Origin of the sequence: Microbispora sp. ATCC PTA-5024 (genome assembly GCF_000511135.2) — a bacterium.
Lineage (GTDB): Bacteria > Actinomycetota > Actinomycetes > Streptosporangiales > Streptosporangiaceae > Microbispora > Microbispora corallina.
The window spans coordinates 522,226-544,368 of record NZ_KI866526.1; the positions used below are offsets into that span (position 1 = coordinate 522,226).

A 22,143-nucleotide genomic window follows, 5' to 3' on the forward strand; every position below is an offset into this window, starting at 1 on the left:
CCCGGCGGCGCAGCAGCGCCCAGCCTCCGAGGGCGAGCCCGCCCCACGGGATCTCGATCGTGTACGTCCAGAACCCGAACAGCACGGCGGCCGCGGTCGCCCCGCCGGCCGGCTGGCCGAACGCCCCGATCAGCAGCGTCGCCACGCCGCCCTCCATGATCCCCGCGCCGCTCGGCGTGACGAGGGCCGTGGTGAGCACCCGGCTCAGTGCGAAGACGGCGACCGTCTCGGCGGGCCCGGGGTATGACCCGGTGGCGACCAGGCAGCACGCCATGATCAGGCACTGCAGGCCGAGGAACGCCACCATGCCCAGCGACAGACCGGCCCAGCGGCGGTGGATGATCTCGGCGGTGTCCTCCCTGAGCCGCTCGATCGCTGCCGAGACGGCGTGCTCGGCCGGGCGGAACCGCCGGGGCGCGAGCCGTACGAGGCCGTCGAGGGCCCGGCCGAGCAGCGCGGCGGCGCGGTCCCAGTAGAGGGCGGCGGCGACGACGGCCACGAGCACGAGGATCGACACGGCGCCGGCCCAGCCGGCCTTCGCGACCGTGGGGTTGGTGGCCTTGCCCGCGACCAGCAGGCACAGGATGCCGACGGCGGGCAGGATGAACCGGAACAGCGAGTTCCAGACGCCGGTGACCAGGGTGTAGACGACGATGGGCCGGTTGGCGAAGCCCCAGCCCCTGGTCATGCCGAACGTCACCGCGACCCCGGCCGCGCCCCCGAACGGGAGCAGGTTGCTGATCGCGCTGCCCGCGGCGTTGAGCGTGAGCGCCTGCGGGTGGGTCAGGCCGGGCAGGGCGGAGGTCATCACGAACGTGTACGCCCACAGGCTGGCCAGCCACAGGACGGTCATCAGGGCGATGGTGTGCCAGCCGAGCCGGCCGAACTCGCGCCCGATCTCGTGCCAGCTCACGGTGGCCCCGGTCAGGCCGTGCACGATCTGCGGCAGGTAGACCACGAGGGCCACGGCCAGCCCCAGGGACACCGCCGACAGCGTCGCCTGCAGCCACTTCCTGTTCACCCGAATTGCCCCCAGTCCCGTCCGCGTCGTTCCCAGTCTGCCGGGACACTACTGGCGCGGGCTCCTCCTCGCGGAGGATCACGACCCCTAGGGGTTGTCGAACGGATGCCGGAGGCGGACGCCCCGCGGCAGTCCCCTGCGTACGTACCACTCCGTGCCGAAGACGAACCGGTACGCGAAGGAGGGGATCTTCAGCATCGCGCCGAGCGTGCGGTCGCCGTCGCCGCCGGTGGCCTGCGACGCGTGGGCGGCCATCGACGCCCGCTTGGCCCCGGCGTACCTCCGGACGTTCACCCGGTGGGTGATGGCCTCGCCGGGGGAGTAGGCCCGCTCGAAGCTGCGCACGTCGAGCGCCGGGTAGAAGCGGGCGGCGAGCCGGACGCCCTTGAGCAGGAGGTCCCGGTTGACGGTCGCCTCCAGGACGATCGGGGTGCCGGCGATCTCGGCCGCCCGGCCCCCGACGCGGTAGACCTGGACGTGGTCGGGGTGCCCGTACCCCCCGGCCGGGTCGTAGATCGTCAGCAGGTCGGCCGTCTCCTCCTTGAGGATCGCGGCAAGGCGCTGCGCCGCCTCCTCCAGGTCGGCGTCGATGAACGCGTCGTCGGGCCGGTCGCCGGCCACGCCGCCGTCGATGGCGAGCCCCGAGTCGCCGTACCCGAGCAGGACGACCCGGGCGCACCCGAGGGCCGCGGCCGAGCGGTAGAGCTCGCCCGTCCTCGCCTTCGCGAGCTCCTCGCCGTGCGGGAGGTCGGCCAGGCCGCGCTCCCCGGCGGTCGCGACCACCAGGACGACCCGGTGCCCCTCGGCGGCCAGCATCGCCATGGTCCCGGCCGTCAGCAGCGCCTCGTCGTCGGGATGGGCGTGGAAGAACACCGCCGTCCTCATCGCGCCCCACGGAACGTTGTCATCCTGCGTCACCACCGTGTCGTCCTGGCCTCCGGACATGATCCCACGTGGCCCGGCGCGTGCGTCGCCGACCTCCCCGCCGGCGGTTTGATGGGCGTCGCGCACTCTGTCAGGCTGACCCGGTGAGGATTCTTCACGTCAGCGACTGCTATCTGCCCCGGCTCGGGGGGATCGAGGTGCAGGTCGCCGACCTCGTGCGGGCCCAGCGCGGGGCGGGCCACACGGTCGAGGTGGTGACGGCCACGCCGGGGGAGCCGCTGCCGGGCGTCCATCGGGTGGTGGCGAACCTCCCGTTCGACCTGCCCGTGCACCCGAGGGGGACGACTCACCTGGCCCGGCTGATGACGTCCCGCCGCCCCGACGTGGTCCACGTCCACACCGGCGCCGTCTCGCCGTTCGCCTGGATGGGGGTGCGGGCCGCCGTGCGGGCGGGGGTGCCGGTCGTGGCGACCGTGCACAGCATGTGGGACCCGGTGACGCGAGGGGTCTACCGGGCGCTGCAGGCGGCGTTCGAGTGGCGGCGCTGGGGGCTGGTCCTCACGGCCGTCAGCGAGGCCGCCGCCCGCCCGATCCGCGCCGTCGCCGGGCCGCGGGTGCCGGTCCAGGTCGTCTCGAACGGCCTCGACGTGACCTCCTGGCGCCCGGCCCCGGGATCGGCGCCCGGCGAGAGCCCCGAAGCGGCCGTGCACGTGGTCGCGGTCGGCCGGCTCGCGCCGCGCAAGCAGCCGGTGCGGCTGCTCAAGCTGCTGGAGGCCGCGCGGCAGCGGGTGCCCGGCCCGATCGCGATGCGCGCGACGATCGTGGGCGACGGCCCGGCCCGCGGACGCATGGAGCGCTACCTCAAGGCTCAGCGCATGGACTGGGTGTCGCTGCCGGGCCGCTACAGCAGGGATCAGATCAAGGAACTGCTCGCCTCGGCGGACGTGTTCGTGGCGCCGGCGCCGCGCGAGTCGTTCGGGCTGGCCGCCCTGGAGGCCCGGGCCGCCGGCGTGCCCGTCGTCGCGCGGGCGCAGAGCGGCGTCGCGGACTTCGTCAGGCCCGGCAAGGAGGGCCTGCTGGGCCGCACCTTCGACGAGCTGGTCGCGTCCGTGGCGCGGCTCGCCCGGGACGGCGACCTGCGCCGCTCCATCGCCGAGCACAACCGGGAGACCGAGCCCGTGAAGTGCTCATGGCCCGCCGTCCTGGAGGGGTTCGCCCGCTGCTACGAGATGGCGCGGGGCTAGTTTCGACCCGCGTGCGGGGAATGATCTCCGGTCGGTGCCTGGCCGTCGATTGAATGAGCGTTTAAAGTTCTGTACGTGGCATCAGAAACCCGGACGTTCGTTGAGGAGGCCCGGCGGGCGCAGATCATCGACTGCGCCATCAGGGCCCTCGCGACGCTCGGCTACCGGCAGGCGTCGATGGCGAGGATCGCCAAACTGGCCGAGATCACTCCTGGTCTGATCTCGTACCACTTCGGCGGCAAGGACGAGCTGATCGAGGCGGTCGTCGCCCACGTGGTGAAGCTCGCCACCGATCTGATGGTGCCGCGCATCCTGGCGCAGACGACCGCCGCCGACGCCCTGCGCGTGTACTTCGAGACGAACCTCGAGTTCATGCGCCTGCACCGCGAACCCCTGCTGGCGCTCGTGGAGATCATCACCCACGACCGCGACGGCCCGTACGCCAAGCAACAGGAAACCGCGCTCACCGACATCGAGAAGGTGCTGGCCTGGGGACAGCACACCGGCGAGTTCCGGGATTTCCCCCTGCGGCCGATGGCGATCGCCATTCGCGGCGCCGTCGACGCCGTACCCGGCCACCTGCTGAAAGACCCCGAGCTCGATCTCCACACCATGGCCGCCGAACTGGCCATGACCTTTTCCCTCGCCACCCGGAGAGCCCCATGACCCCAGCGCTGGACATCAGCGGACTGACCAAGAGATTCGGCGACACCCTCGCCGTCGACGACATCCACCTCGGCGTCCCCCAGGGTTCCTTCTTCGGCCTCGTCGGCCAGAACGGCGCCGGCAAGACCACCACGCTCTCCATGGCCGTCGGCCTGCTCCGGCCCGACGGCGGCAGCGCCAGGATCTTCGGCGAGGACGTCTGGTCCGCTCCCGAGCGGGCCAAGGCCATGGTCGGGGTGCTGCCCGACGGGCTGGCCATGCCCGAGCGGCTGACCGGACGCGAGGTGCTCACCTATCTGGGCCTGCTGCGGGGGCTGGACAAGGAGGTGGTGGCGCGACGGGCCGAGGAACTGCTGGCCGTGCTGGAGTTGGACGGCGCGGAGAAAACGCTTGTCGTCGAGTATTCGACCGGCATGCGCAAGAAGATCGGGCTCGCCACCGCACTGCTGCATGCGCCGCGGCTGCTGGTGCTGGACGAGCCGTTCGAGGCGGTGGACCCGGTGTCGGCCGCGACGATCAAGACGATCCTGCGCGGCTTCGTCGCGGGCGGCGGCTCGATCGTGCTGTCCAGCCATGTGATGGCGCTGGTCGAGCAGTTGTGCGACCACGTGGCCGTGATCGACAAGGGCGCGGTGGCCGCCGCCGGCACGCTGGACGAGGTGCGGGGCGCGCGCTCGCTGGAGGACACCTTCGTCGAGCTCGTCGGCGACCAGGACACCGGGGTCAAGGAGCTGTCGTGGCTGTCGCACTGACCATGGCCCAGATGAAGATCGCGGTGCTGCGCCACGCCTTCCGTGGTCAGCGGGGGCAGACGGCGGGCGTGGGCGCCGCGCTCGGCGTGCTGCTGGCGGCCGGGACGGTCTACCTGGCCTTCGCCGGCCCCGACCTGCTGGCGGCCGGGTACGCCGTGTGGCTGCTGGGGTGGGTGCTCGGCCCTGTCTTCATGGGGGGCGGCGACGAGACGCTGCGGCCGGAGTACTTCTCGCTGCTCGGCCTGCCGCCTCGCCGCATGGCGGCGGGCCTGCTGGCCGCGGCCTTCGTCGGCGTCGCGCCGCTGGTCAGCCTGAGCGCCCTGCTCGGGCTGCTGGTGGCCGGCGCGCGGCTCGGCGTCGCGAACGCGCTGGTGGCCGTGCCCGCGATGGTGGTGCAGCTGGCCGTGTTCGTCCTGCTGTCGAAGGTCTCGGTGGCGCTGGTCGGGCTGGCGCTGCGCTCACGGGTGGGCGCGATCGCCTCGGGGCTGCTCAACGGCGCGATCCTGGCGGCGCTCGGGCAGGTCTGGGTCTTCTTCTGGGCCTTCGGGCAGACGGGCGTGCCCGCCGCGGTGTGGTACCTGCCCTCCGGGTGGGGCCTGCTGGCCGTCCGGGGCGAGTGGTGGGCGCTTGGAGCGCTGGCCCTCCTGGTGCTGCTGCTCCTGGGCGCGTGGGCCGCGCTGCTCAGCAGGCGTGCGGGCACCACGCGACCCTCCACGCGGGGCAGGCGTCCGATGCGGGCGGCGACCGCCAATGGCGCGATCGTCGCCAAGGAGCTGCGCACCTGGTCGCGCGACCTGGTGCGCAATTACCAGCTGACCTTCGCGTTGTCGTACGGCGTCTGCTTCGCGGCCAGCCCCCTGATCCTCGGCTGGGACGGCATGCTGCCGTACGCGGGTCCGATCTTCATCGTCATGGCCGCGGCCATGACCGCCAACCTGTACGGCACCGACGGCACCGCGCTGTGGCTGACGCTGATGACACCGAGCGCGAGCGACGTACGCGGCAGGCAACGGGCCTGGTTGTCGGCACACGCGCCGGTGGCGATCGTGCTGGCCGTGGCGTTCACCGCGGTCACCGGTGGCCCGTGGCCCCTGGTCCTGGCACTGCTGCCCGCCCTGCTGGGCGGCGCCGCCGGGCTGGTGCCGCTGGTCTCGGTGTACGGGCTGGTGCCCGGCACCGACCCGCATCGCCGCGCGGGCAACCCGCTGCGTACCAGCGAGGACGACGGCGGCCTGACCGGGCTGGTTTATCTGATGCTCGCGCTGGTGCTCCTGACGGGCGTGCCCGCGGGCCTGGTGGCACTCCGGTGGGGCTGGGCCGGCGTGGCCGCCGGCGTCGTCACCGGCGTGCTGTTCTATTGGGGCTTCGGCCTGCTCGCCGAGCGGCGCCTCCGGTCGCGGGGTCCGGAACTGCTGGACATGATGCGGACCGGCCGCAAGCCGCAGACGACGGTGAACTACCGCTTCGAGCAGCTGTCCACGACGCAGAAGACGATCGCCGGATGGTGCTTCGGCTTCGGCGCCATCCCCCTGATCCCTCAGGGCATAGTCGCCGCCGTCTTCGTGGCCCACGGCATGCTGCGCCACACCTGGTTCCTGGCCACCTACATGCCGCCCGGCCTGCGCTACCCGGTCGCCTGCGCGTTCGCCGCGCTCGGGCTGGCGATGTACGGCACGGGCGTGTGGATCGTCAGGCCGCGGCCGGCCCGATGAGCTCGCCTGCCGTTCGGGGCACCGGCTTGCCAGACCTCGGGGCGGCGGTCCCGCTCCCCGCGGGTGCGCGGCCCCCTGTGACGGGGTAGTCCCCTTTGACCGGGTCGTTCCCTGAGGGCTGTCGTCCCCTCTGACCCGTTGTCCCCCCGGACGCGTGTCCTCTCCGAACCGTGCGTCCTCTCCGAACCGTGCGTCCTCTCCGAACCGTGCGTCCTCTCCGAACCGTGCGTCCTCTCAGAACGGAAGGACCCGCCCCGAGGGGGTGCGCAGGTCGACGGGCTCGGGAGTCCTCGGCGGCCGCGGCCGCGGCACGATCTGCACCTTCTTCATCGGGGCCCTCCTTTCAACTGGTGCCTTCATGATTCCCAAGAAAGCACCAGGATTACCCTTCGGAGGTCAGTTCTCGTACTTGTAACGTGCGCAATCCTCCAGAAACGTACCGTCAGACCCGTGACGCCGGGTTTATCCGGCTATAGGTGGACATGGCGAGGTCCCAGAACCGGGCGACGTCGATCGACGTGCCGACCAGCGCGTTGGGCGTCCGGCCCCGCAGGTCGAAGTCCACCACGGTCATCCCCGAGGTGAGACGGCCCAGCGTCTCCACCTCCACCACGGCCGGCTCGACCTCGATGAGCGAGGGGTCGATCAGGTACGCGACCGCGCAGGCGTCGTGGATCGCCGGTCCCTCGGTGGCCGTGACCATGCCGTAGAACTCGGCGCACGGCACGAGCAGGTCCTCACCGAGGGCGCCGAGGGCGCGCATGCGATCGAGGACGGCGCCGGTCGCGAGCGCGGAACGGCTGACGTCGAGCCCGATCATCGTGACGGTCCAGCCGGCGGAGAAGACGATGGCCGCCGCCTCGGGGTCGGCCGCCATGTTGAACTCGGTCGCGGGGGTGATGTTGCCCCTCGTGTAGGAGCCGCCCAGGATCACGAGCTCGCGGGCCCACTCCACCAGCCGCGGCTCCCTCCGTACGGCGAGAGCCACGTTGGTGAGCGGCCCGATCGCCGTGAGGGTGATCTCGCCCGGCCGGGCGCGGAGCGTCTCGATGATGAAGTCCACGGCGTGCCCGGGCGCCGGAGGCAGGGTCGCGGGCGGCAGGCGCACCTCGCCGAGCCCGGAGTCCCCGTGCACGGCGGCTGCGTCGAGGCGGGGGCGCAGCAGCGCGCCCGGGCTGCCCGGCACGACGGGAACGCCGGGGAACCCGAGGTACTCCCGCAGGCGCAGCGCGTTCGCCGTCGTCAGGTCGAGCGCGACGTTGCCCCCGACAGTGGTGATGCCGACGATCTCCAGGGCCGGGCTGCCGTGCGCGAGGGCGATGGCGAGCGCGTCGTCGATCCCCGGATCGCAGTCGATCAGAACGTCCTTCCGCTGCCCAGTCACCGGGGCAGCGTACTCCCGCCCGCGGCGCGTCCACAGCGGGGCCGGAGGCCGGGGATTGATCTATCTGATAAGCGCGGGGTGCTGGATTTGACGGCGTTTCGCCAGGGCCTTCTCGATCTGGCGCTCCATGATCCGCGCCCGTTCGTGATCTCCCTGCTTCGCGCTCGCCGCCGCGAGATCGCGAACCACCCGGAGTACGGCTCCGGCGACCTCGTGGAGTTGCGTTTCGCCGGCCCAGATCTCGCTCATCGGATCGAGGCCGAGGACATTCAGCATCGCGCGTACGGAGCCGCATTTGCGGGCGGCCAGATCACGGTCTCCGGACGCCAGGGCGGCGTTGCCCTCGCCCACCGCGGCGTGGACGGCCGACAGCGCCTGCGGCACGTTCAGGTCGGCGTCCATCGCCCGCCTGAACTGGGGCGGGAGCGCGTCGTGCGCCACGGCGCCCACCCGCAGCACGAACCGCTCGACCCGCCTGTAGGCGGCCGCCGCCTCCTCCACGGCCTCGATGGAGAATTCGACCGGAGAGCGGTAATGCGCGGCGGCCAGGTAATAGCGGAGTTCGGCCGCCCGCACCCGGTCGAGCAGGGTTCGCACGGCGAGCGGGTTGCGCACGCGCTTGCGAATCTTCTCACCCCGGTGGGTGACCGGCCCGTTGTGCAGCCAGAAACGCGCGAAAGCGTCGCCCGCGGCCCTCGACTGGGCCATCTCGTTCTCGTGGTGGGGAAATATCAGATTCGCCCCGCCGCCGTGGATGTCGAATTCCTTGCCGAGATATCTGCGGGCCATCGCGGAGCATTCGAGATGCCATCCCGGGCGCCCCTCGCCCCAGGGCGAGTGCCATACCGGCTCGCCCGGCCGGGCGCGTTTCCACAATGCGAAGTCGCGTGGGTCGCGCTTTCCCCGTTCGTATTCCTCGGTGATTCTCATGTGCTGGGGCTGCTGCCGCGAGAGCGAGCCGTAGTGCGGGTAGGAATCGACCGAGAAATACACGTCGCCGTCCGACTCGTAGGCGTGCCCGGCCGCGAGGAGCTGCTCGATCATCTCGACCATCTCGGGGACGTGGCCGGTCGCCCGGGGCTCCACGCTGGGCGGAAGGCAGCCGAGGGCCGCGTACGTCCCGGCGAAGGAGCGGTAGACCGGGTCGGTGATCCGCCACCACGGCGTGCCCTCGGAAAGGGACCTGCCGATGATCTTGTCCTCGATGTCGGTGACGTTCCGGCAGAGCAGCACCTGATATCCGCTGCTTTTCAGCCAGCGGTGCAGGATGTCGAAGTTCACCTGCGACCTGATCTGTCCCACATGCGGCGGGACGACGACGGTGGGACCGCAGAGATAAATCGACACCATTCCCGGAATTCGAGGGGTGAAATCGCGGAGGGTGCGGCTGTGCGTATCGTAAAGGCGAAGACCCACCTAGCCGAGGGTAAGCGACTAATCCGCTCGCTGTCGATACCGCGCCCGGGACACGGCTCCGCACTGCGGGAAATGTCGATTGTGAGGGCGGGGAATAAGGACGGGGCGTCACGGGTTGGGGCGGGCATGGAGCCGACCAAACGGGGCCGCGTCCGAGTGGAGACGACGGCCAAGCGGGTGCGCGCCTACGTCGAGGGGCACGCGGTGGCCGACACGACCCGCGCGCTGCTGGTGTGGGAGAGCCCGCACTACCCGACGTACTACTTCCCTCTGGCGGACGTGGACACCGGCCTGTTCAAGGCGGCCGGGCGGACCGCCCACTCGCCGAGCCGGGGCGACGCCGAGGTCCACGACGTGGCCGGGCGTCCGGACGCGGCCCTCGTCTACGGCGGCGACGCGCCGCTGGAGGAGATCCGGGGGCACGTGCGCCTCGACTGGGAGTCGATGGACTACTGGTTCGAGGAGGACGAGGAGGTCTACGTCCACGCCCGCGACCCGTACACGCGGGTCGACATCCTTGCAAGCTCCCGGCACGTGCGGATCGAGGTCGGGGGAGTGACGGTCGCCGACTCGCGCAGCCCGCGGATCCTCTTCGAGACCGGGCTGCGGCCGCGCTACTACCTGCCGAAGACGGACGTGCGGCTCGACCTGCTGCGCCGTTCCGCGACACGGTCACCCACTGCCCCTACAAGGGCCGGGCGGAGTACTGGTCCGTCGGGGAGGGCGACGAGGGCGCGGACCTGGTCTGGTCCTACCCCGCTCCGCTGCCGGAGAGCCAGAAGATCGCCGGGCTCGTCGCGTTCTACGACGAGAAGGTCGACGTCTACGTCGACGGCGTGCTCCAGGCCAGATGAGCGCGCTCCAGGCCGGATAGGGGTGTCCCGCGGGCCTCGCACGGGGGCGGCGCCGCCCGCCCCGGTCGCGGTGGGCGCGGGGCCCGCGGGACACACCCGGCCTGGGGGCGTCCCTAGCGGCGGATGACGTGCAGGACGCTGGCGATCCGCTCGGCGGCGGTGACGACGTCGGAGGCGTGCCCGATGCGGCCGGCCCAGGAGAGCCAGTACCACCACTCGCCGTCGTTGGCGTTCGAGGCGAGGACGTCCTCGGCCATCGAGGGCTCCATCGGGTTGACGACCCGCAGGCGGGGGTAGAGCCCGGCGGGCGCCGTCAGCCGCACCTGGAACGAGTGGGCCTCGAGCTGGGCGGCGAGCCGCTCCAGGTGGTCCATCGCCTCGCTGCGATCTACCTGCATGCTGGCCTCCGGGGAACGTTGGGACCTATCTCACGAAAGGGTGAACCCGCGTCGACCTACCGGCAATCGCGGCGATTCCGCGAAACCGTGCAATAACCAGGGAACTCACCGGCATTCCGTGGAACACCCTCGGGTCCCGGGGCACGATGGCATAACGGTATACGGGGGTTGCGTGCCTGCCGGTTTACCTTGGGGAAATAACCGTAAAGCGACACTCCGACGGTGGAGGGCACGTACATGGCCCGTGGAGAGCACGCACCCTCTTGCGCTCGTCGCTGGCGCGAGCAGGGTGAGGCGCGGCAGTGGACGCTCTGGCAGACGGTCCAGGCGATCCACGGATGCTGCGGCGTCAGCCTGCTGAAAGCCCACCGGCTCGGCCGGGGCTGGTCGGCCCGGCAGGCCATCGAGGAGCTCGAGTACCTGTGCGAGCAGCAGTCGCTGGGCCTGCCGCGCGCCAGCATCGACCTGCTCAACGCCTGGGAGAACAACCGGGCCAGGCCCCGCCCGCAGACGATCGACCTGCTGGCCCGGCTCTACAAGGCCAACGCCGTACGGCTCGGCCTGGCGGCCGACTACTGCGAGGACGCCGGCGGCCAGAAGATCGTCGTGGTCGGTCCCGGCCACGCGGACGAGCCGGTCAGGGCCGACGACCTCACGGCCGACGACGCCGAGCGGCGGGCGCTGTTCCACCAGGCGATGCTGGTCGGCACCCCCAACGGCCGCTTCTTCGCCGAGGTCGAGGGGATCCGCCACGACCTCGACAGGACGCTGGCGACCGGCTCGGTCAACGAGGACCAGCTCGACCGGCTCGACGAGCAGGTGCTGCGCTACCGCCGCGAGTACATGACGACCCCCCCGATGCCGATGCTCTGCAGGGTCATGCTGGAGATCTCCGACGTGCGGAGGCTGAGCGCCGCCCGGCAGCCGTCGTCGATGCAGCGCCGCCTGCTGACCGCGACCACCATGCTCACCCTGCTCGCCGCCGACGCGCTGATGAAGCTCGGCGACACGCGCCAGGCGCACGCCTGGTACGGCACGGCCCGCGCGGCCTCCGACGACGTGGGCGACCTGCGGCTGCGGGCGCTGGTGCGGGCACAGCAGACGATGCTGCTGTACTACTACGGCGACCTCAACGAGACCGTGCGGCTGGCCCGGGAGGCGCGGATGCTGGCCGGGTCGGCCCCCAGCTCCCCGGCGGCCCTCGCCGCCGCGGCCGAGGCCCGGGCGCTGGCCCGGATGGGGGACGGCAAGGCCGCCAGGATCGCCCTGGCCGAGGCCGAGCAGATCTTCGCCCGCATGCGCGGGATGAGCCAGGACGACCTGGCCTTCGTCTTCACCGAGAAGCGGATGATGTTCTACCGCACCGGCACCCTGATCGAGCTGGGGGACGCCCAGCAGATCCAGGGCATCGACGCCTTCCCGCCGGGGTTCCACACGATCGACCCCGCGCTGATCATGCTCGACCAGGCCAGCCACCTGGCCAGGCACGGCGACGTCGAGGAGGCGTGCCGCATCGCCGCCGAGGCCCTGCGGCAGGTGCCGGCCGAGCACCGCACCTCGATCGTCGTCACCCGCGCCAAGGCCCTGCTGGCCGACTCCGACCCCGACCTGCCCGCCGTACGACATCTGCGGCAGGTGCTCGCGGAGTCGTCGCCGCGGCTGTTCGCCGGCGGTCTGGTGTCCGTCGCGGAGAAGGCGTAGAGGCGCGGCCGTGAAGACGATGGACAGGCCGCTGGCCGAGGAGGCGTTCGGGGTCCTGCGCGAGGTCTGCGGGCACATCGGGCTCGACCCCGGGGGGGCTCAGCTCATGCGGCTGCGCAGCAACGCCGTGTTCAAGCTGCGCGGCGAGATGGTCGTGCGGATCGCGACGGCCCCCGACGCGCTCACCCGGCTGCCCGTCGTGCTGGCCGTCGCCCGGTGGCTGTCCGACCGCGGGTTCCCCACTGTGCGCCCCGCGGACGAGATCCCCGACCAGCCCATCGTGTACGGCGGCCGGGCCGTCACGTTCTGGCGGTACGTCCGCTCCCGGGGCCGCCCGACCACCCGCCAGCTCGGCCGGGTGCTGCGCAACCTGCACCGCGAGCCGGTGCCGCCGATGGCCCTGCGGCGGCTCACCGACCCCCTCGCCGAGGTCCGGCACGCCGTGGACCGCGCCGAGGTGCTCACGACCGGCCAGCGGTCCTGGCTGAGCGACCGCATCGAGGAGCTCACCGGCCGCTGGCTCGACCTGGAGACCGGCGCGCCCGTGCTGCTCCACGGCGACGCCTGGATCGACAACCTGCTGCGCCGCCAGGACGGCCACGTCGTGCTGTGCGACTGGGACGGCGTCGCGGTCGGCCCCCGCGAGTGGGACCTCGTGCACACCTACCACGGGCAGCGCCGGTTCGGCCTGTCGGCCGCCGACGTGGACGACTTCGCCCGCGCGTACGGCTCCGACCTGCGGCTGTGGCCCGGCTACGGGACCCTGATGGAGGTCAGGGACATGTACGCGGTCGGCATCCACATCCGCAACGCGTCCGGCGACCCGTTCTCCCGCCAGGAGCTGCCGCGCCGGCTCGACTCGCTGGCCCGCGGCGACGGCCACGCCCGGTGGTACATGGCCGCCCCCGCCTGAGGGAACGGTCCCGCGGGCGCGGGCGGCGGGATCCCGGCAGAGAACTTATGACGGGATCGGCGTGTCGCGGCGGCACGCCGGGGTTTTTCTGGCCCCCGGACCGCGCCCGCATACAGAGAGCTAATGCCGGGTACTCTCCGTACAGGCTGCGAGTGTCGCAGTGGTCTTCCAGGAGATTTTCCAATAGCGCACTCGGGGATGTCCCCGGCAGCGGGCGTGCTTGCTCTTCCAGCGTTCAACGCGGATACGCAGTCGTGTCCGCTAACGCAGCCCTGCGCCGCCGATCCCGGCGGCGCGGAGTGGCGGTCGAAAAAGGAGAAGCAGTTGTCTGAAGGCACTGTCAAGTGGTTCAACGCCGAAAAGGGCTTCGGTTTCATCGCTCCGGACGACGGTACCGCTGACGTGTTCGTGCACTACTCGGCGATCAATGCGAACGGTTACCGGTCCCTGGACCAGAACCAGCGCGTCAGCTATGTAACCGTCCAGGGTGACAAGGGTCCGCAGGCCGAGCAGGTCACGCCCCTGTGAGGCCGAGCCCGGGCGACCGCGTCCGGGCACGGCAGGACATACGCGGTCGACTGGCGGTCCGCGCCGCCGCGCGGCGCGGACCGCCAGGTCATGTTTTACCGGCCCTTTGCCGGGAAGCCGGAAGGGTCATGAGACTGAGCATGACCTCCGACGTGTGGTGGAAGAACGCGGTCGTGTACTGCCTCGACATCGAGACCTACGCCGACGGCAACGGCGACGGGATCGGCGACTTCCGGGGCGCCATCCAGCACATCGACCATCTCGACCGCATGGGCGTGACCTGCATCTGGCTCATGCCGTTCTTCCCGACGCCCGACCGCGACGACGGCTACGACATCACCGACTTCTACAGCGTCGACCCACGGCTCGGCACGCTCGGCGACTTCGTGGAGTTCATGCGGGTCGCGCGGGACCGCGGCATCCGGGTGATCGCCGACCTGGTGGTCAACCACACCTCCGACGAGCACCCGTGGTTCAAGGACGCCCGGTCGAGCCGGGACTCCCGCTACCGCGACTGGTACATCTGGTCGGACAAGCCGGAGCCCGACGACCCCAAGGGCGTCGTCTTCCCCGACAAGGAGGACAGCCTGTGGGAGTTCGACGAGAAGACCGGCCAGTACTACTTCCACCGGTTCTACCGGTTCCAGCCCGACCTCAACACGGCCAACTCCGAGGTGCAGGACGAGATCGCCCGCATCCTCGGCTTCTGGATGGAGCTCGGCCTGTCGGGGTTCCGGGTCGACGCCGTGCCCTTCCTCGTCGAGCAGGTCACCGACGGCGGTGACGACAAGCTCCCCGACCCCCACGAGTTCTTCGCCTGCCTGCGGGCGTTCATGAGCCGCAGGGACGGCAGCGCCGCCCTGCTGGGCGAGGTCAACCTGCCGTACCCGGACCTGATGCGGTACTTCGGCAACGACCTCGGCGACGAGATCACGATGTGCTTCGACTTCATCGGCATGCAGCGGACGTACCTGTCGCTCGCCCGCAAGAACGCGCGGCCGCTCGCCGGCGCGCTGCGGGAGCGCCCCCGGCCGCCGAAGGACTGCCAGTGGGCCACGTTCGTGCGCAACCACGACGAGCTCACGCTCGACAAGCTGAGCGACTCCGAGCGCCAGGAGGTGTTCGCCGCCTTCGGCCCGGACAAGGACATGCAGCTGTACGGCCGGGGCCTGCGGCGCCGCCTGCCGACCATGCTCGGCGGCGACATGGACCAGATCAAGATGGTCTACAGCCTGCTGTTCTCCCTGCCGGGCACGCCGGTGCTCTTCTACGGGGAGGAGATCGGCATGGGGGAGAACCTGGAGCTGGAGGGCCGCCAGGCGGTCCGCACCCCCATGCAGTGGACCCCGCACCGCAACGGCGGCTTCAGCGACGCCGACCCCGCCAAGGTGCGGATCCCGATGCCGTCCGGCGAGTACGGGCCGGAGAAGGTCAACGTCAGCGCCCAGCAGCGCGACCCCGACTCCCTGATGCTGTGGATCACCCGGCTGATCCGGCACTACCGCGACTGCCCCGAGTTCGCCTGGGGCGAGTACACGGTCCTCGACCCGGGGACGGACTCCGTCCTCGCCCACAGGGCCGACGCCGACGGCGAGACCGTCGTCGCCGTGCACAACTTCAGCGACGCCGAGACCGAGGTGGAGCTCACCCTCGACGGCCTCGACTCGTCGAAGGTGCTGACCGACCTCCTCGTGGACGGGACCATCGAGATCTCGGACAAGGGGCAGGTCAGGTTCAGGCTCGGCAGGTACGGTTGCCGCTGGTTCCGGGCCTCCACCCCCGAGACGGCCCCGGCGGACTCCGGGGACGTCGACTAGGGGTCTCCTCAGGGGCGGCTCGGGTGGATCTCCGATGGGCCGCCGCCGTCCCCACGGCCATCGTGATGAGCCATGGGGATGCGGTTGGGATATGTGGGGATCTGGTCGGGCGTGGCGGCGATGGCGACCCTGCACGCGGTGTCGGGGCTCGACCCGCTGCGGGACATGATCAGTGAGTACGTCTTCGCTCCGCACGGGTGGCTGCTGCCGGTGTCGCTGTCGTCGATCGCGGCCGGATCGGCCGTGCTCGCGGTGGGGCTGGCGCGGGTGGAGCGCCGCGCGGCGCTGCTGGCCGGCGTGTGGAGCGCGTGCCTGCTGCTGGTCGCCGGGTTCCCCACCGACCGGCCGGGGCTGTCGCTGTCGATGTCCGGCGGGATCCACCGCTACGCCGCGTTCGCCGCGTTCCTGAGCATGCCGCTCGCCGGGCTCCTGCTGGCCCGGGTCACCGGGTCGCGCCTGGTCCGGCTGCTCAGCGCGGTCGCGCTGGCCTCCCTCATGCTCGTGCTCGTGCCGTACGCCCTGACGGCGCTGGGCCTGGATCCCGGCGCGATGCCGGCGGGCCTGACCCAGCGCCTGACCGTGGCGTCGGAGGTGGCCGCCCTGCTGGCGATGGGACGCTCAGCCGCCGCCGCAGGACGCGTACACGTAGGCGTCCGAGCGAACCTTGTAGGAGTCGCGGACGCGCGTCGCCCCGGTCCGGGTGTCGATCTCCAGGACCGTGACGCGCGCCCCGCTCCCGCCCTCGCCGTTCACGTGGACGGTGACCTGGTGGTCGCCGGTCCAGTCGGCCATGTCCGGCATGCTGCCGCGCCTGCCCGCGTAGGGGACCGAGCCCACGACGCGGTCGGCCACCATGTCGTACAGCTTCAGGACGGGCTTGCGGGCCGAGCCGGTCACGACCGCGACGGTGCGGCCGTCGGCGGACAGCGCACGCGGCGCGTTGTTGGAGACGACCTGGGGCGGGACGACCCGGCCCAGCTCGCGTCCGGAGGCGTCGTAGGCGACCAGCTCATTGGTGTTGTCGTCGGTCCGGCCGCTGACGAGGACGGCCGAGCCGTCACCGCTGAAACCCTCGAACTCCTCGTACCCGGAGATCGTGGCGGGGTTCCCGGGGTCTGACACGGCGAACACCCGCGCGTGCTCGCCGCCCTTCTTGTCCGAGTACATGACCGCGAGGCGCCCGCCGTCGAGGGAGAGCCGCAGCGCCGCCCGGTCGATCGCCACCCCCTTCGGCAGCGCGTCCGCCGGCATGACGTGGACCGGGCCGTGGAACTCGCGGACCACCACGCGCCCGTCCTTCCTGCGGAAGTAGGCGACCGACTCGCCGTCCCCGCTCACGGTGACGGGCGCCGTGGTCCCGGCCTCGGTCCTGCCCTTGGCGTCGCGGGAGTGGACGAGGGCGTCGTCCAGGGAGACATGGGTGCCGTCGATCAGGTCGAGCCGCCAGTGCCCGCAGGGGACCTGGCCGTACGACTTGTCGGCGCACCCCTTGACGGAGACGTAGCGGATCATGTGGTGGGCGCCCATGTGCGCCGCGTGCTCGCCGGTCCCCGCGTACGCCGGAGCCGTGAGGGCCGCGGACGCCGTGGGCGCCAGGGTCAGGGCCAGGGCGAGGCCGGTCAGCTCCCGTGCGACCGGCCGGGTGAAGTGCCGCATGATGACCTCCTGTGTCGTCATGCGGTTAGACACGCCAGATGCGGCTCAGGTTGGGTCACATGTCGGCATCATCGGCGGCGTCGCCGGTCGCGTCGCCTGCCCTGGGCCGGTCAGGCACGGTCGTGCCTGGTCGCCGTCCACGAACCCCGGCACGAGAAAACGCGAAAGGGACGGGTTTCGAGTGACCCGTCCCTTCCGACCGCGCGAATCCGGCTCAGATGAGGCCGAGCGCCCGCACGGCGTCGCGCTCCTCGACGAGCTCGTTCACGGAGGCGTCGATGCGCTGGCGGGAGAAGGAGTCGATCTCCAGCCCCTGCACGATCTCCCAGCGGCCACCGCGGGAGACGACGGGGAAGGAGGAGATGAGGCCCTCCGGCACGCCGTACGAGCCGTCGGACGGCAGGGCCGCGGAGGTCCAGTCGCCCTCGGGCGTGCCGTTCACCCAGTCGTGCACGTGGTCGATGGCCGCGTTGGCGGCCGAGGCCGCCGAGGACGCGCCCCGGGCCTCGATGATCGCGGCGCCGCGCTTGGCGACGGTCGGGATGAAGGTGTCCCGCAGCCACTCCTCCTCGACCTGCTCGGCGGCGATCTTGCCGCCGACCTCGGCGTGGAAGAGGTCGGGGTACTGCGTGGCCGAGTGGTTGCCCCAGATCGTCAGCTTCCTGATCTCGGTGACCGGCACGCGGAGCTTGGCCGCGAGCTGCGAGAGCGCGCGGTTGTGGTCGAGGCGGGTCATCGCGGTGAAGCGCTCGGCCGGGACGTCGGGGGCGGCGGACTGCGCGATGAGGGCGTTGGTGTTGGCCGGGTTGCCCACGACCAGGACGCGGATGTCGTCGGCCGCGTGGTCGTTGATGGCCTTGCCCTGGGGGCCGAAGATGCCGCCGTTCGCCTCCAGCAGGTCGCCGCGCTCCATCCCCGCGGTGCGCGGGCGGGCGCCGACCAGCAGCGCGACGTTCGCGCCGTCGAAGGCGCGGGCCGGGTCGTCGGAGATCTCGATGCCCCGCAGCAGCGGGAACGCGCAGTCGTCGAGCTCCATCGCGGTGCCCTCGGCCGCCTTCACGGCCTGCGGGATCTCGAGGAGGCTCAGCGAGACGGGGGTGTCGGCCCCCAGGAGCTGGCCCGAGGCGATGCGGAAGAGCAGCGCGTAACCGATCTGGCCGGCCGCGCCGGTGACGGTCACTTTGACGGTCATGACGATCCCCATTCGCGATATGTGTGACTCACGGATGTTACCCGCCGGGACCGATCCTCCCGTGGGCAGGTCACGCTCGCCCGCCTCGGCCGTACACGTTCCGTCAACGGCTCGTCCACGGTTCGCCCAGGGACCCCGCCGGAGCGTCGGGGACCCGGCGGGAAGGGCCGTCCGAGGGCCTCCGCGGGACCCTCGGAGGGCCCCTGAAGCCCCTCGTGAACGGCATGTGGTGAAACTTTCACGAAACACCCCGGGGACTCCGTCTGTAACACATGGACGGATTGCCAGCTCGCGGGCCGCGCGGGAGCCCCGCCGGACGATTGCCGCGCCGCCCCCCTTGACCGGGCGCTGTACGGCGGTGAGGGCCGTGCCTATGGTCTGTGGGAGCGCTCCCAAGCGCACTCGTCATCGCCAGGAGGACCTTCGCAATGAGATCCACCCCCCGACCCGGAGCCGCACGCTCCACGGTGCGCCGCGGCATGGTCGCGGCGGCCGTGCTCGCGCTCGGTTCCACGATGGCCGTGGCCGCCGCCACTTCGGCGAGCGCCGCGGTCGCGTGCAAAGTCACCTACGCCGCCAGCCAGTGGCAGGGCGGCATGTCCGCCAACCTGAGCATCCAGAACCTGGGCGACCCGATCAACGGCTGGACGCTCACGTTCACCTTCCCCAACAGCGGCCAGAAGGTCGCCCAGGGCTGGTCGGCCACCTGGAGCCAGTCCGGCAGCGCCGTGACCGCCGCCAGCCTCGACTGGAACAAGTCCCTGGCCAACGGCGCCACGACCAACATCGGCTTCAACGGCACCTGGACCAGCAGCAACCCCACGCCGACCGACTTCAAGATCAACGGCGTGTCCTGCAACGGCCCCAGCCCGTCCCCCAGCCCGAGCCCCAGCCGGACGCCGACGCCGACCCCCACGCCGACGCCGACTCCCACGCCCACCCCGACTCCGACGCCGACTCCCACGCCGACGCCGACCCCCACGCCCACCCCGACCCCGACGCCGACCCCCACGCCGACGCCGCAGCCCGGGACCCACGTGGACAACCCGTACGCGGGGGCCGACGGCTACGTGAACCCGGAGTGGTCGGCCAGGGCCGCCGCGGAGCCGGGCGGCTCGCGCGTCTCCCACACCTCCACGGCCGTGTGGCTGGACCGGATCGCCGCGATCGCGGGAGCGAACGGCGCCATGGGTCTGCAGGCCCACCTGGACGAGGCGGTCAAGCAGGACGCGGCCAACGGGTCGACCCCGCTCACGGTCGAGTTCGTCATCTACGACCTGCCCAACCGCGACTGCTCGGCGCTCGCCTCCAACGGTGAGCTGCTGGTCGCGCAGGACGGCCTCAGCAAGTACAAGACGCAGTACATCGACCCGATCGCGTCGATCATGTCCAACGCGAAGTACTCGGGTCTGCGGATCGTCACGATCGTCGAGCCGGACTCCCTGCCGAACCTGGTCACGAACACGAACAGCTTCGCCAAGTGCCAGGAGGCGCAGTCGAGCGGCGCCTACGTCCAGGGCGTCCAGTACGCGCTGAACAAGCTGCACGCGATCAAGAACGTCTACACCTACGTGGACGCCGCCCACCACGCGTGGCTGGGCTGGGACTCCAACTTCAACCCGAGCGTGAACCTCTTCTACCAGGTCGCGTCCGGCACCACCGCGGGCGTGGACAGCGTCGACGGCTTCATCGTCAACACCGCCAACTACTCCGCCACGACCGAGCCGTACTTCACGATCAACACGACCGTGAACGGCCAGTCGGTGCGGCAGTCGAAGTGGGTCGACTGGAACTACTACGTCGACGAGCAGAGCTTCGCGAGCGCCCTGCGCAGCGCGCTGATCGCCAAGGGCTTCCGCTCCACGCTGGGCATGCTGATCGACACCTCCCGCAACGGCTGGGGTGGCAGCGCGCGGCCGACCAAGGCCAGCACCTCGACGGACGTGAACACGTTCGTGAACGAGTCGAAGATCGACCGCCGCATCCACGCCGGCAACTGGTGCAACCAGTCCGGTGCGGGCATGGGCACCCGGCCCACGGCCAGCCCGGCCGCCGGCTTCGACGCCTACGTCTGGATCAAGCCTCCGGGCGAGTCCGACGGCGCCAGCCAGCAGATCCCGAACGACGAGGGCAAGGGCTTCGACCGCATGTGCGACCCGACGTACGGCGGCAACAGCCTGAACGGCAACAACCCGACGAACGCCCTGGCGAACGCCCCGCTGGCGGGCCAGTGGTTCTCCACCCAGTTCCAGCAGCTCATGCAGAACGCCTACCCGCCCCTCTCGTAACCCGTGAGGGCGGTCGGTGAGCGACCGTAAGAGGGCCCCGTCGCCGATCCCGGCGGCGGGGCCCTTCGCTGTCCCTGACGGATGCGCGGTGGTGCGCGGTGCGGTCCGCCCGCCGGGCGTCTGCCCGGGGCGGCGGCCGGGCCTGGAGGCTCGGCCTCCAGGCGGCGGATCACGCGTAGTGGTCGGAGCGGCCGCCCGAGCGGGTGAGCTTGAGGACGACCGACACGATCAGCGCCAGGGCGCCGATGATCAGGAGCCACTTCAGCGCGCCGAAGATGAGCCCGATCACGGAGCCAAGGACGAAGAACCCGACGACGACAAGTGCTGCGATGAGGAGAATGCGTCCCATGCCTTCACGGTACGGGCCGCCCGCCCGCCGATCCCAGGGCCGAAGGCCAAGTTCAGGGCCGACTCAGGGTCATCTCAGGGGCGGGCCGGGGGCCGTACGGCGGGTCAGTCGTTGGCGTGCAGGGCGGCGTTGAGCTCGATGCCCCGGCCGCCGCGCGGCACGGCCTCCACGGCGCCGGTCGTCGAGTTGCGGCGCAGCAGCAGGCCCGACTTGCCGGACAGCTCCTTGGCCTTCACGACGTCGCCGTCCGGGAGGGTGACCTTGGTCCCCGCCGTGACGTACAGGCCGGCCTCCACCACGCAGTCGTCGCCCAGCGAGATCCCGATGCCCGAGTTGGCGCCCAGCAGGCAGCGCTCGCCGATCGCGATGACCTCCTTGCCGCCGCCGGAGAGCGTTCCCATGATCGACGCTCCGCCCCCGACGTCCGAGCCGTCGCCGACGACGACGCCGGCCGAGATGCGGCCCTCGACCATCGACGCGCCGAGCGTGCCGGCGTTGTAGTTCACGAAGCCCTCGTGCATGACCGTGGTGCCGCTCGCCAGGTGGGCCCCGAGCCGCACCCGGTCTGCGTCCGCGACGCGCACGCCGGCGGGCAGCACGTAGTCGGTCATCCGGGGGAACTTGTCCACGCCGTACACGGTCACCGGGCCGCGGGCGCGCAGGCGCAGCCGCGTCCGCTCGAAGCCCTCCACCGGGCAGGGCCCGTGGTTGGTCCACACGACGTTGGCCAGCAGCCCGAAGATCCCGTCGAGGCTGGCCTCGTGCGGCCGGATCAGCCGGGCCGACAGCAGGTGCAGCCGCAGGTACACGTCGTGCGCGTCGGCGGGCGGGTCGGACAGCCGGGCGATGCCCGTCCGGACCGCGACCACCTCGACGCCCCGGGCCGGGTCCGGGCCGGTCAGCGCCGCCAGGTCGGGGTCGAGACCGGCCGGGTCCAGCCGCTCGGTGCCCGCCGCCGGGGGCTCGCCCAGCTCGGGAGAGGGGAACCAGGTGTCCAGAACGGTGCCGTCCGCGGCGATCGTGGCCAGGCCGACGCCGTGCGCGCCGGAGGCGATGGGATCCATAGCTGTCATGTCCCCCAACGCTACCGGCATCCGGCCGGTCGGCTCCGGGGTCGTCCGCCTGCGAGGACGGGGTCTCCGGCACCCGAGGGCTGATTGTCCAGCTTTCATGCCTAAAAGGTAGGTATCTACGGGCTACGGGTTAAACATGCGGATCCGGGGGAGAACCTCATCCCGGCACGGCCGTCCCGTGGACCTCGCCCGCACCGGGAGCCGGCCAGGCGTTGCGCCTCGATGCGGAGCGGGGGACCCGTGGTCGCCCCGGCCGCGATGTGACGAGGCCGCGCCTGTGCCCTCGGCGGGAGG

At 71.5% G+C, this 22,143-nt stretch carries 18 protein-coding genes and 3 pseudogenes; 12 read left to right on the plus strand and 9 right to left on the minus strand.

Annotated elements, in window-relative coordinates; translation table 11 throughout:
* Together MPTA5024_RS33100 and MPTA5024_RS33105 are read right to left on the minus strand one after the other, a co-directional pair.
* The coding region (locus MPTA5024_RS33100) for a lysylphosphatidylglycerol synthase transmembrane domain-containing protein (RefSeq protein WP_051459033.1) at positions 1-1,021 on the minus strand (1,021 nt) is incomplete at its 3' end.
* Between the two features lie 87 nt (positions 1,022-1,108).
* A complete protein-coding gene (locus MPTA5024_RS33105) occupies positions 1,109-1,942 on the minus strand; it encodes a PIG-L deacetylase family protein (protein WP_232326747.1) in 834 nt (277 codons plus the stop codon).
* 107 nt (positions 1,943-2,049) lie between these two features.
* Here MPTA5024_RS33105 and MPTA5024_RS33110 point away from each other — a divergent pair, with 107 nt between their 5' ends.
* From MPTA5024_RS33110 to MPTA5024_RS33125, 4 genes are all read left to right on the plus strand, one after another.
* Positions 2,050-3,150, plus strand: coding sequence for a glycosyltransferase family 4 protein (locus MPTA5024_RS33110; protein WP_036331645.1), 1,101 nt, complete (start codon positions 2,050-2,052; stop codon positions 3,148-3,150).
* Between the two features lie 75 nt (positions 3,151-3,225).
* Entirely contained in the window at positions 3,226-3,816 is a 591-nt protein-coding gene (locus MPTA5024_RS33115) for a TetR/AcrR family transcriptional regulator (protein WP_051458957.1), read from the plus strand.
* Positions 3,813-4,568, plus strand: coding sequence for an ABC transporter ATP-binding protein (locus MPTA5024_RS33120; RefSeq protein ID WP_036331648.1), 756 nt, complete (start codon positions 3,813-3,815; stop codon positions 4,566-4,568). The genes MPTA5024_RS33115 and MPTA5024_RS33120 overlap by 4 nt, the downstream gene beginning before the upstream one ends.
* Positions 4,553-6,280: a hypothetical protein gene (locus MPTA5024_RS33125; protein WP_157099859.1), complete on the plus strand. Its 1,728-nt coding sequence runs from the start codon at positions 4,553-4,555 to the stop codon at positions 6,278-6,280. Before MPTA5024_RS33120 ends, MPTA5024_RS33125 begins: the two co-directional genes overlap by 16 nt.
* Before the next feature lie 442 nt (positions 6,281-6,722).
* Here the strand turns inward: MPTA5024_RS33125 and MPTA5024_RS33130 are convergent, their stop codons facing one another.
* Both MPTA5024_RS33130 and cysS read right to left on the minus strand, forming a co-directional pair.
* Entirely contained in the window at positions 6,723-7,664 is a 942-nt protein-coding gene (locus tag MPTA5024_RS33130; RefSeq protein WP_036331649.1) for a nucleoside hydrolase, read from the minus strand.
* Between the two features lie 60 nt (positions 7,665-7,724).
* Complete coding sequence (cysS, locus tag MPTA5024_RS33135; RefSeq protein WP_036331650.1) at positions 7,725-9,080, minus strand: cysteine--tRNA ligase; 1,356 nt, start codon at positions 9,078-9,080, stop codon at positions 7,725-7,727.
* A 126-nt stretch (positions 9,081-9,206) separates the two neighbouring features.
* Between cysS and MPTA5024_RS33140 the strand changes: the two are divergent.
* Positions 9,207-9,683 (plus strand): annotated as a pseudogene (locus MPTA5024_RS33140) (DUF427 domain-containing protein); the annotation flags it as partial.
* Between the two features lie 122 nt (positions 9,684-9,805).
* A pseudogene (locus MPTA5024_RS44435) lies at positions 9,806-9,934 on the plus strand (DUF427 domain-containing protein); the annotation flags it as partial.
* 113 nt (positions 9,935-10,047) lie between these two features.
* Here MPTA5024_RS44435 and MPTA5024_RS33145 read toward each other — a convergent pair.
* Complete coding sequence (locus MPTA5024_RS33145; RefSeq protein WP_036331652.1) at positions 10,048-10,332, minus strand: hypothetical protein; 285 nt, start codon at positions 10,330-10,332, stop codon at positions 10,048-10,050.
* Positions 10,333-10,554: 222 nt separating this feature from the next.
* Here MPTA5024_RS33145 and MPTA5024_RS33150 point away from each other — a divergent pair, with 222 nt between their 5' ends.
* From MPTA5024_RS33150 to MPTA5024_RS44765, 5 genes and pseudogenes are all read left to right on the plus strand, one after another.
* Positions 10,555-12,033, plus strand: coding sequence for an XRE family transcriptional regulator (locus MPTA5024_RS33150; protein WP_232326749.1), 1,479 nt, complete (start codon positions 10,555-10,557; stop codon positions 12,031-12,033).
* Positions 12,034-12,052: 19 nt separating this feature from the next.
* Positions 12,053-12,946, plus strand: coding sequence for a phosphotransferase enzyme family protein (locus MPTA5024_RS33155; RefSeq protein ID WP_036332124.1), 894 nt, complete (start codon positions 12,053-12,055; stop codon positions 12,944-12,946).
* Between the two features lie 324 nt (positions 12,947-13,270).
* Entirely contained in the window at positions 13,271-13,474 is a 204-nt protein-coding gene (locus tag MPTA5024_RS42910; protein WP_036332125.1) for a cold-shock protein, read from the plus strand.
* 140 nt (positions 13,475-13,614) lie between these two features.
* Positions 13,615-15,291 carry an alpha-amylase family protein gene (locus tag MPTA5024_RS33165; protein WP_232326750.1) on the plus strand — a complete coding sequence of 559 codons (1,677 nt, stop codon included), beginning with the start codon at positions 13,615-13,617 and terminating at the stop codon, positions 15,289-15,291.
* 165 nt (positions 15,292-15,456) lie between these two features.
* A pseudogene (locus MPTA5024_RS44765) lies at positions 15,457-15,846 on the plus strand (DUF998 domain-containing protein); the annotation flags it as partial.
* Positions 15,847-15,909: 63 nt separating this feature from the next.
* On the opposite strand, the gene MPTA5024_RS44030 reads toward MPTA5024_RS44765, so the two are convergent.
* Positions 15,910-16,968, minus strand: a complete 1,059-nt coding sequence (locus MPTA5024_RS44030) for a hypothetical protein (RefSeq protein ID WP_232326751.1) — start codon at positions 16,966-16,968, stop codon at positions 15,910-15,912.
* Between the two features lie 193 nt (positions 16,969-17,161).
* Positions 17,162-18,139 (minus strand): malate dehydrogenase, encoded by a 978-nt coding sequence (locus MPTA5024_RS33180; protein ID WP_036332126.1) that lies wholly within the window; start codon positions 18,137-18,139, stop codon positions 17,162-17,164.
* 428 nt (positions 18,140-18,567) lie between these two features.
* Here MPTA5024_RS33180 and MPTA5024_RS33185 point away from each other — a divergent pair, with 428 nt between their 5' ends.
* Positions 18,568-20,427, plus strand: a complete 1,860-nt coding sequence (locus MPTA5024_RS33185; RefSeq protein ID WP_084370200.1) for a glycoside hydrolase family 6 protein — start codon at positions 18,568-18,570, stop codon at positions 20,425-20,427.
* Positions 20,428-20,596: 169 nt separating this feature from the next.
* Here the strand turns inward: MPTA5024_RS33185 and MPTA5024_RS33190 are convergent, their stop codons facing one another.
* Both MPTA5024_RS33190 and dapD read right to left on the minus strand, forming a co-directional pair.
* Entirely contained in the window at positions 20,597-20,776 is a 180-nt protein-coding gene (locus tag MPTA5024_RS33190; protein ID WP_036331658.1) for a hypothetical protein, read from the minus strand.
* Between the two features lie 104 nt (positions 20,777-20,880).
* The gene (gene dapD / locus MPTA5024_RS33195) at positions 20,881-21,849 is read right to left on the minus strand and encodes a 2,3,4,5-tetrahydropyridine-2,6-dicarboxylate N-succinyltransferase (protein WP_036331659.1); all 969 of its coding nucleotides are present in this window, start codon (positions 21,847-21,849) and stop codon (positions 20,881-20,883) included.
* Between the last annotated feature and the right edge of the window lie 294 nt (positions 21,850-22,143).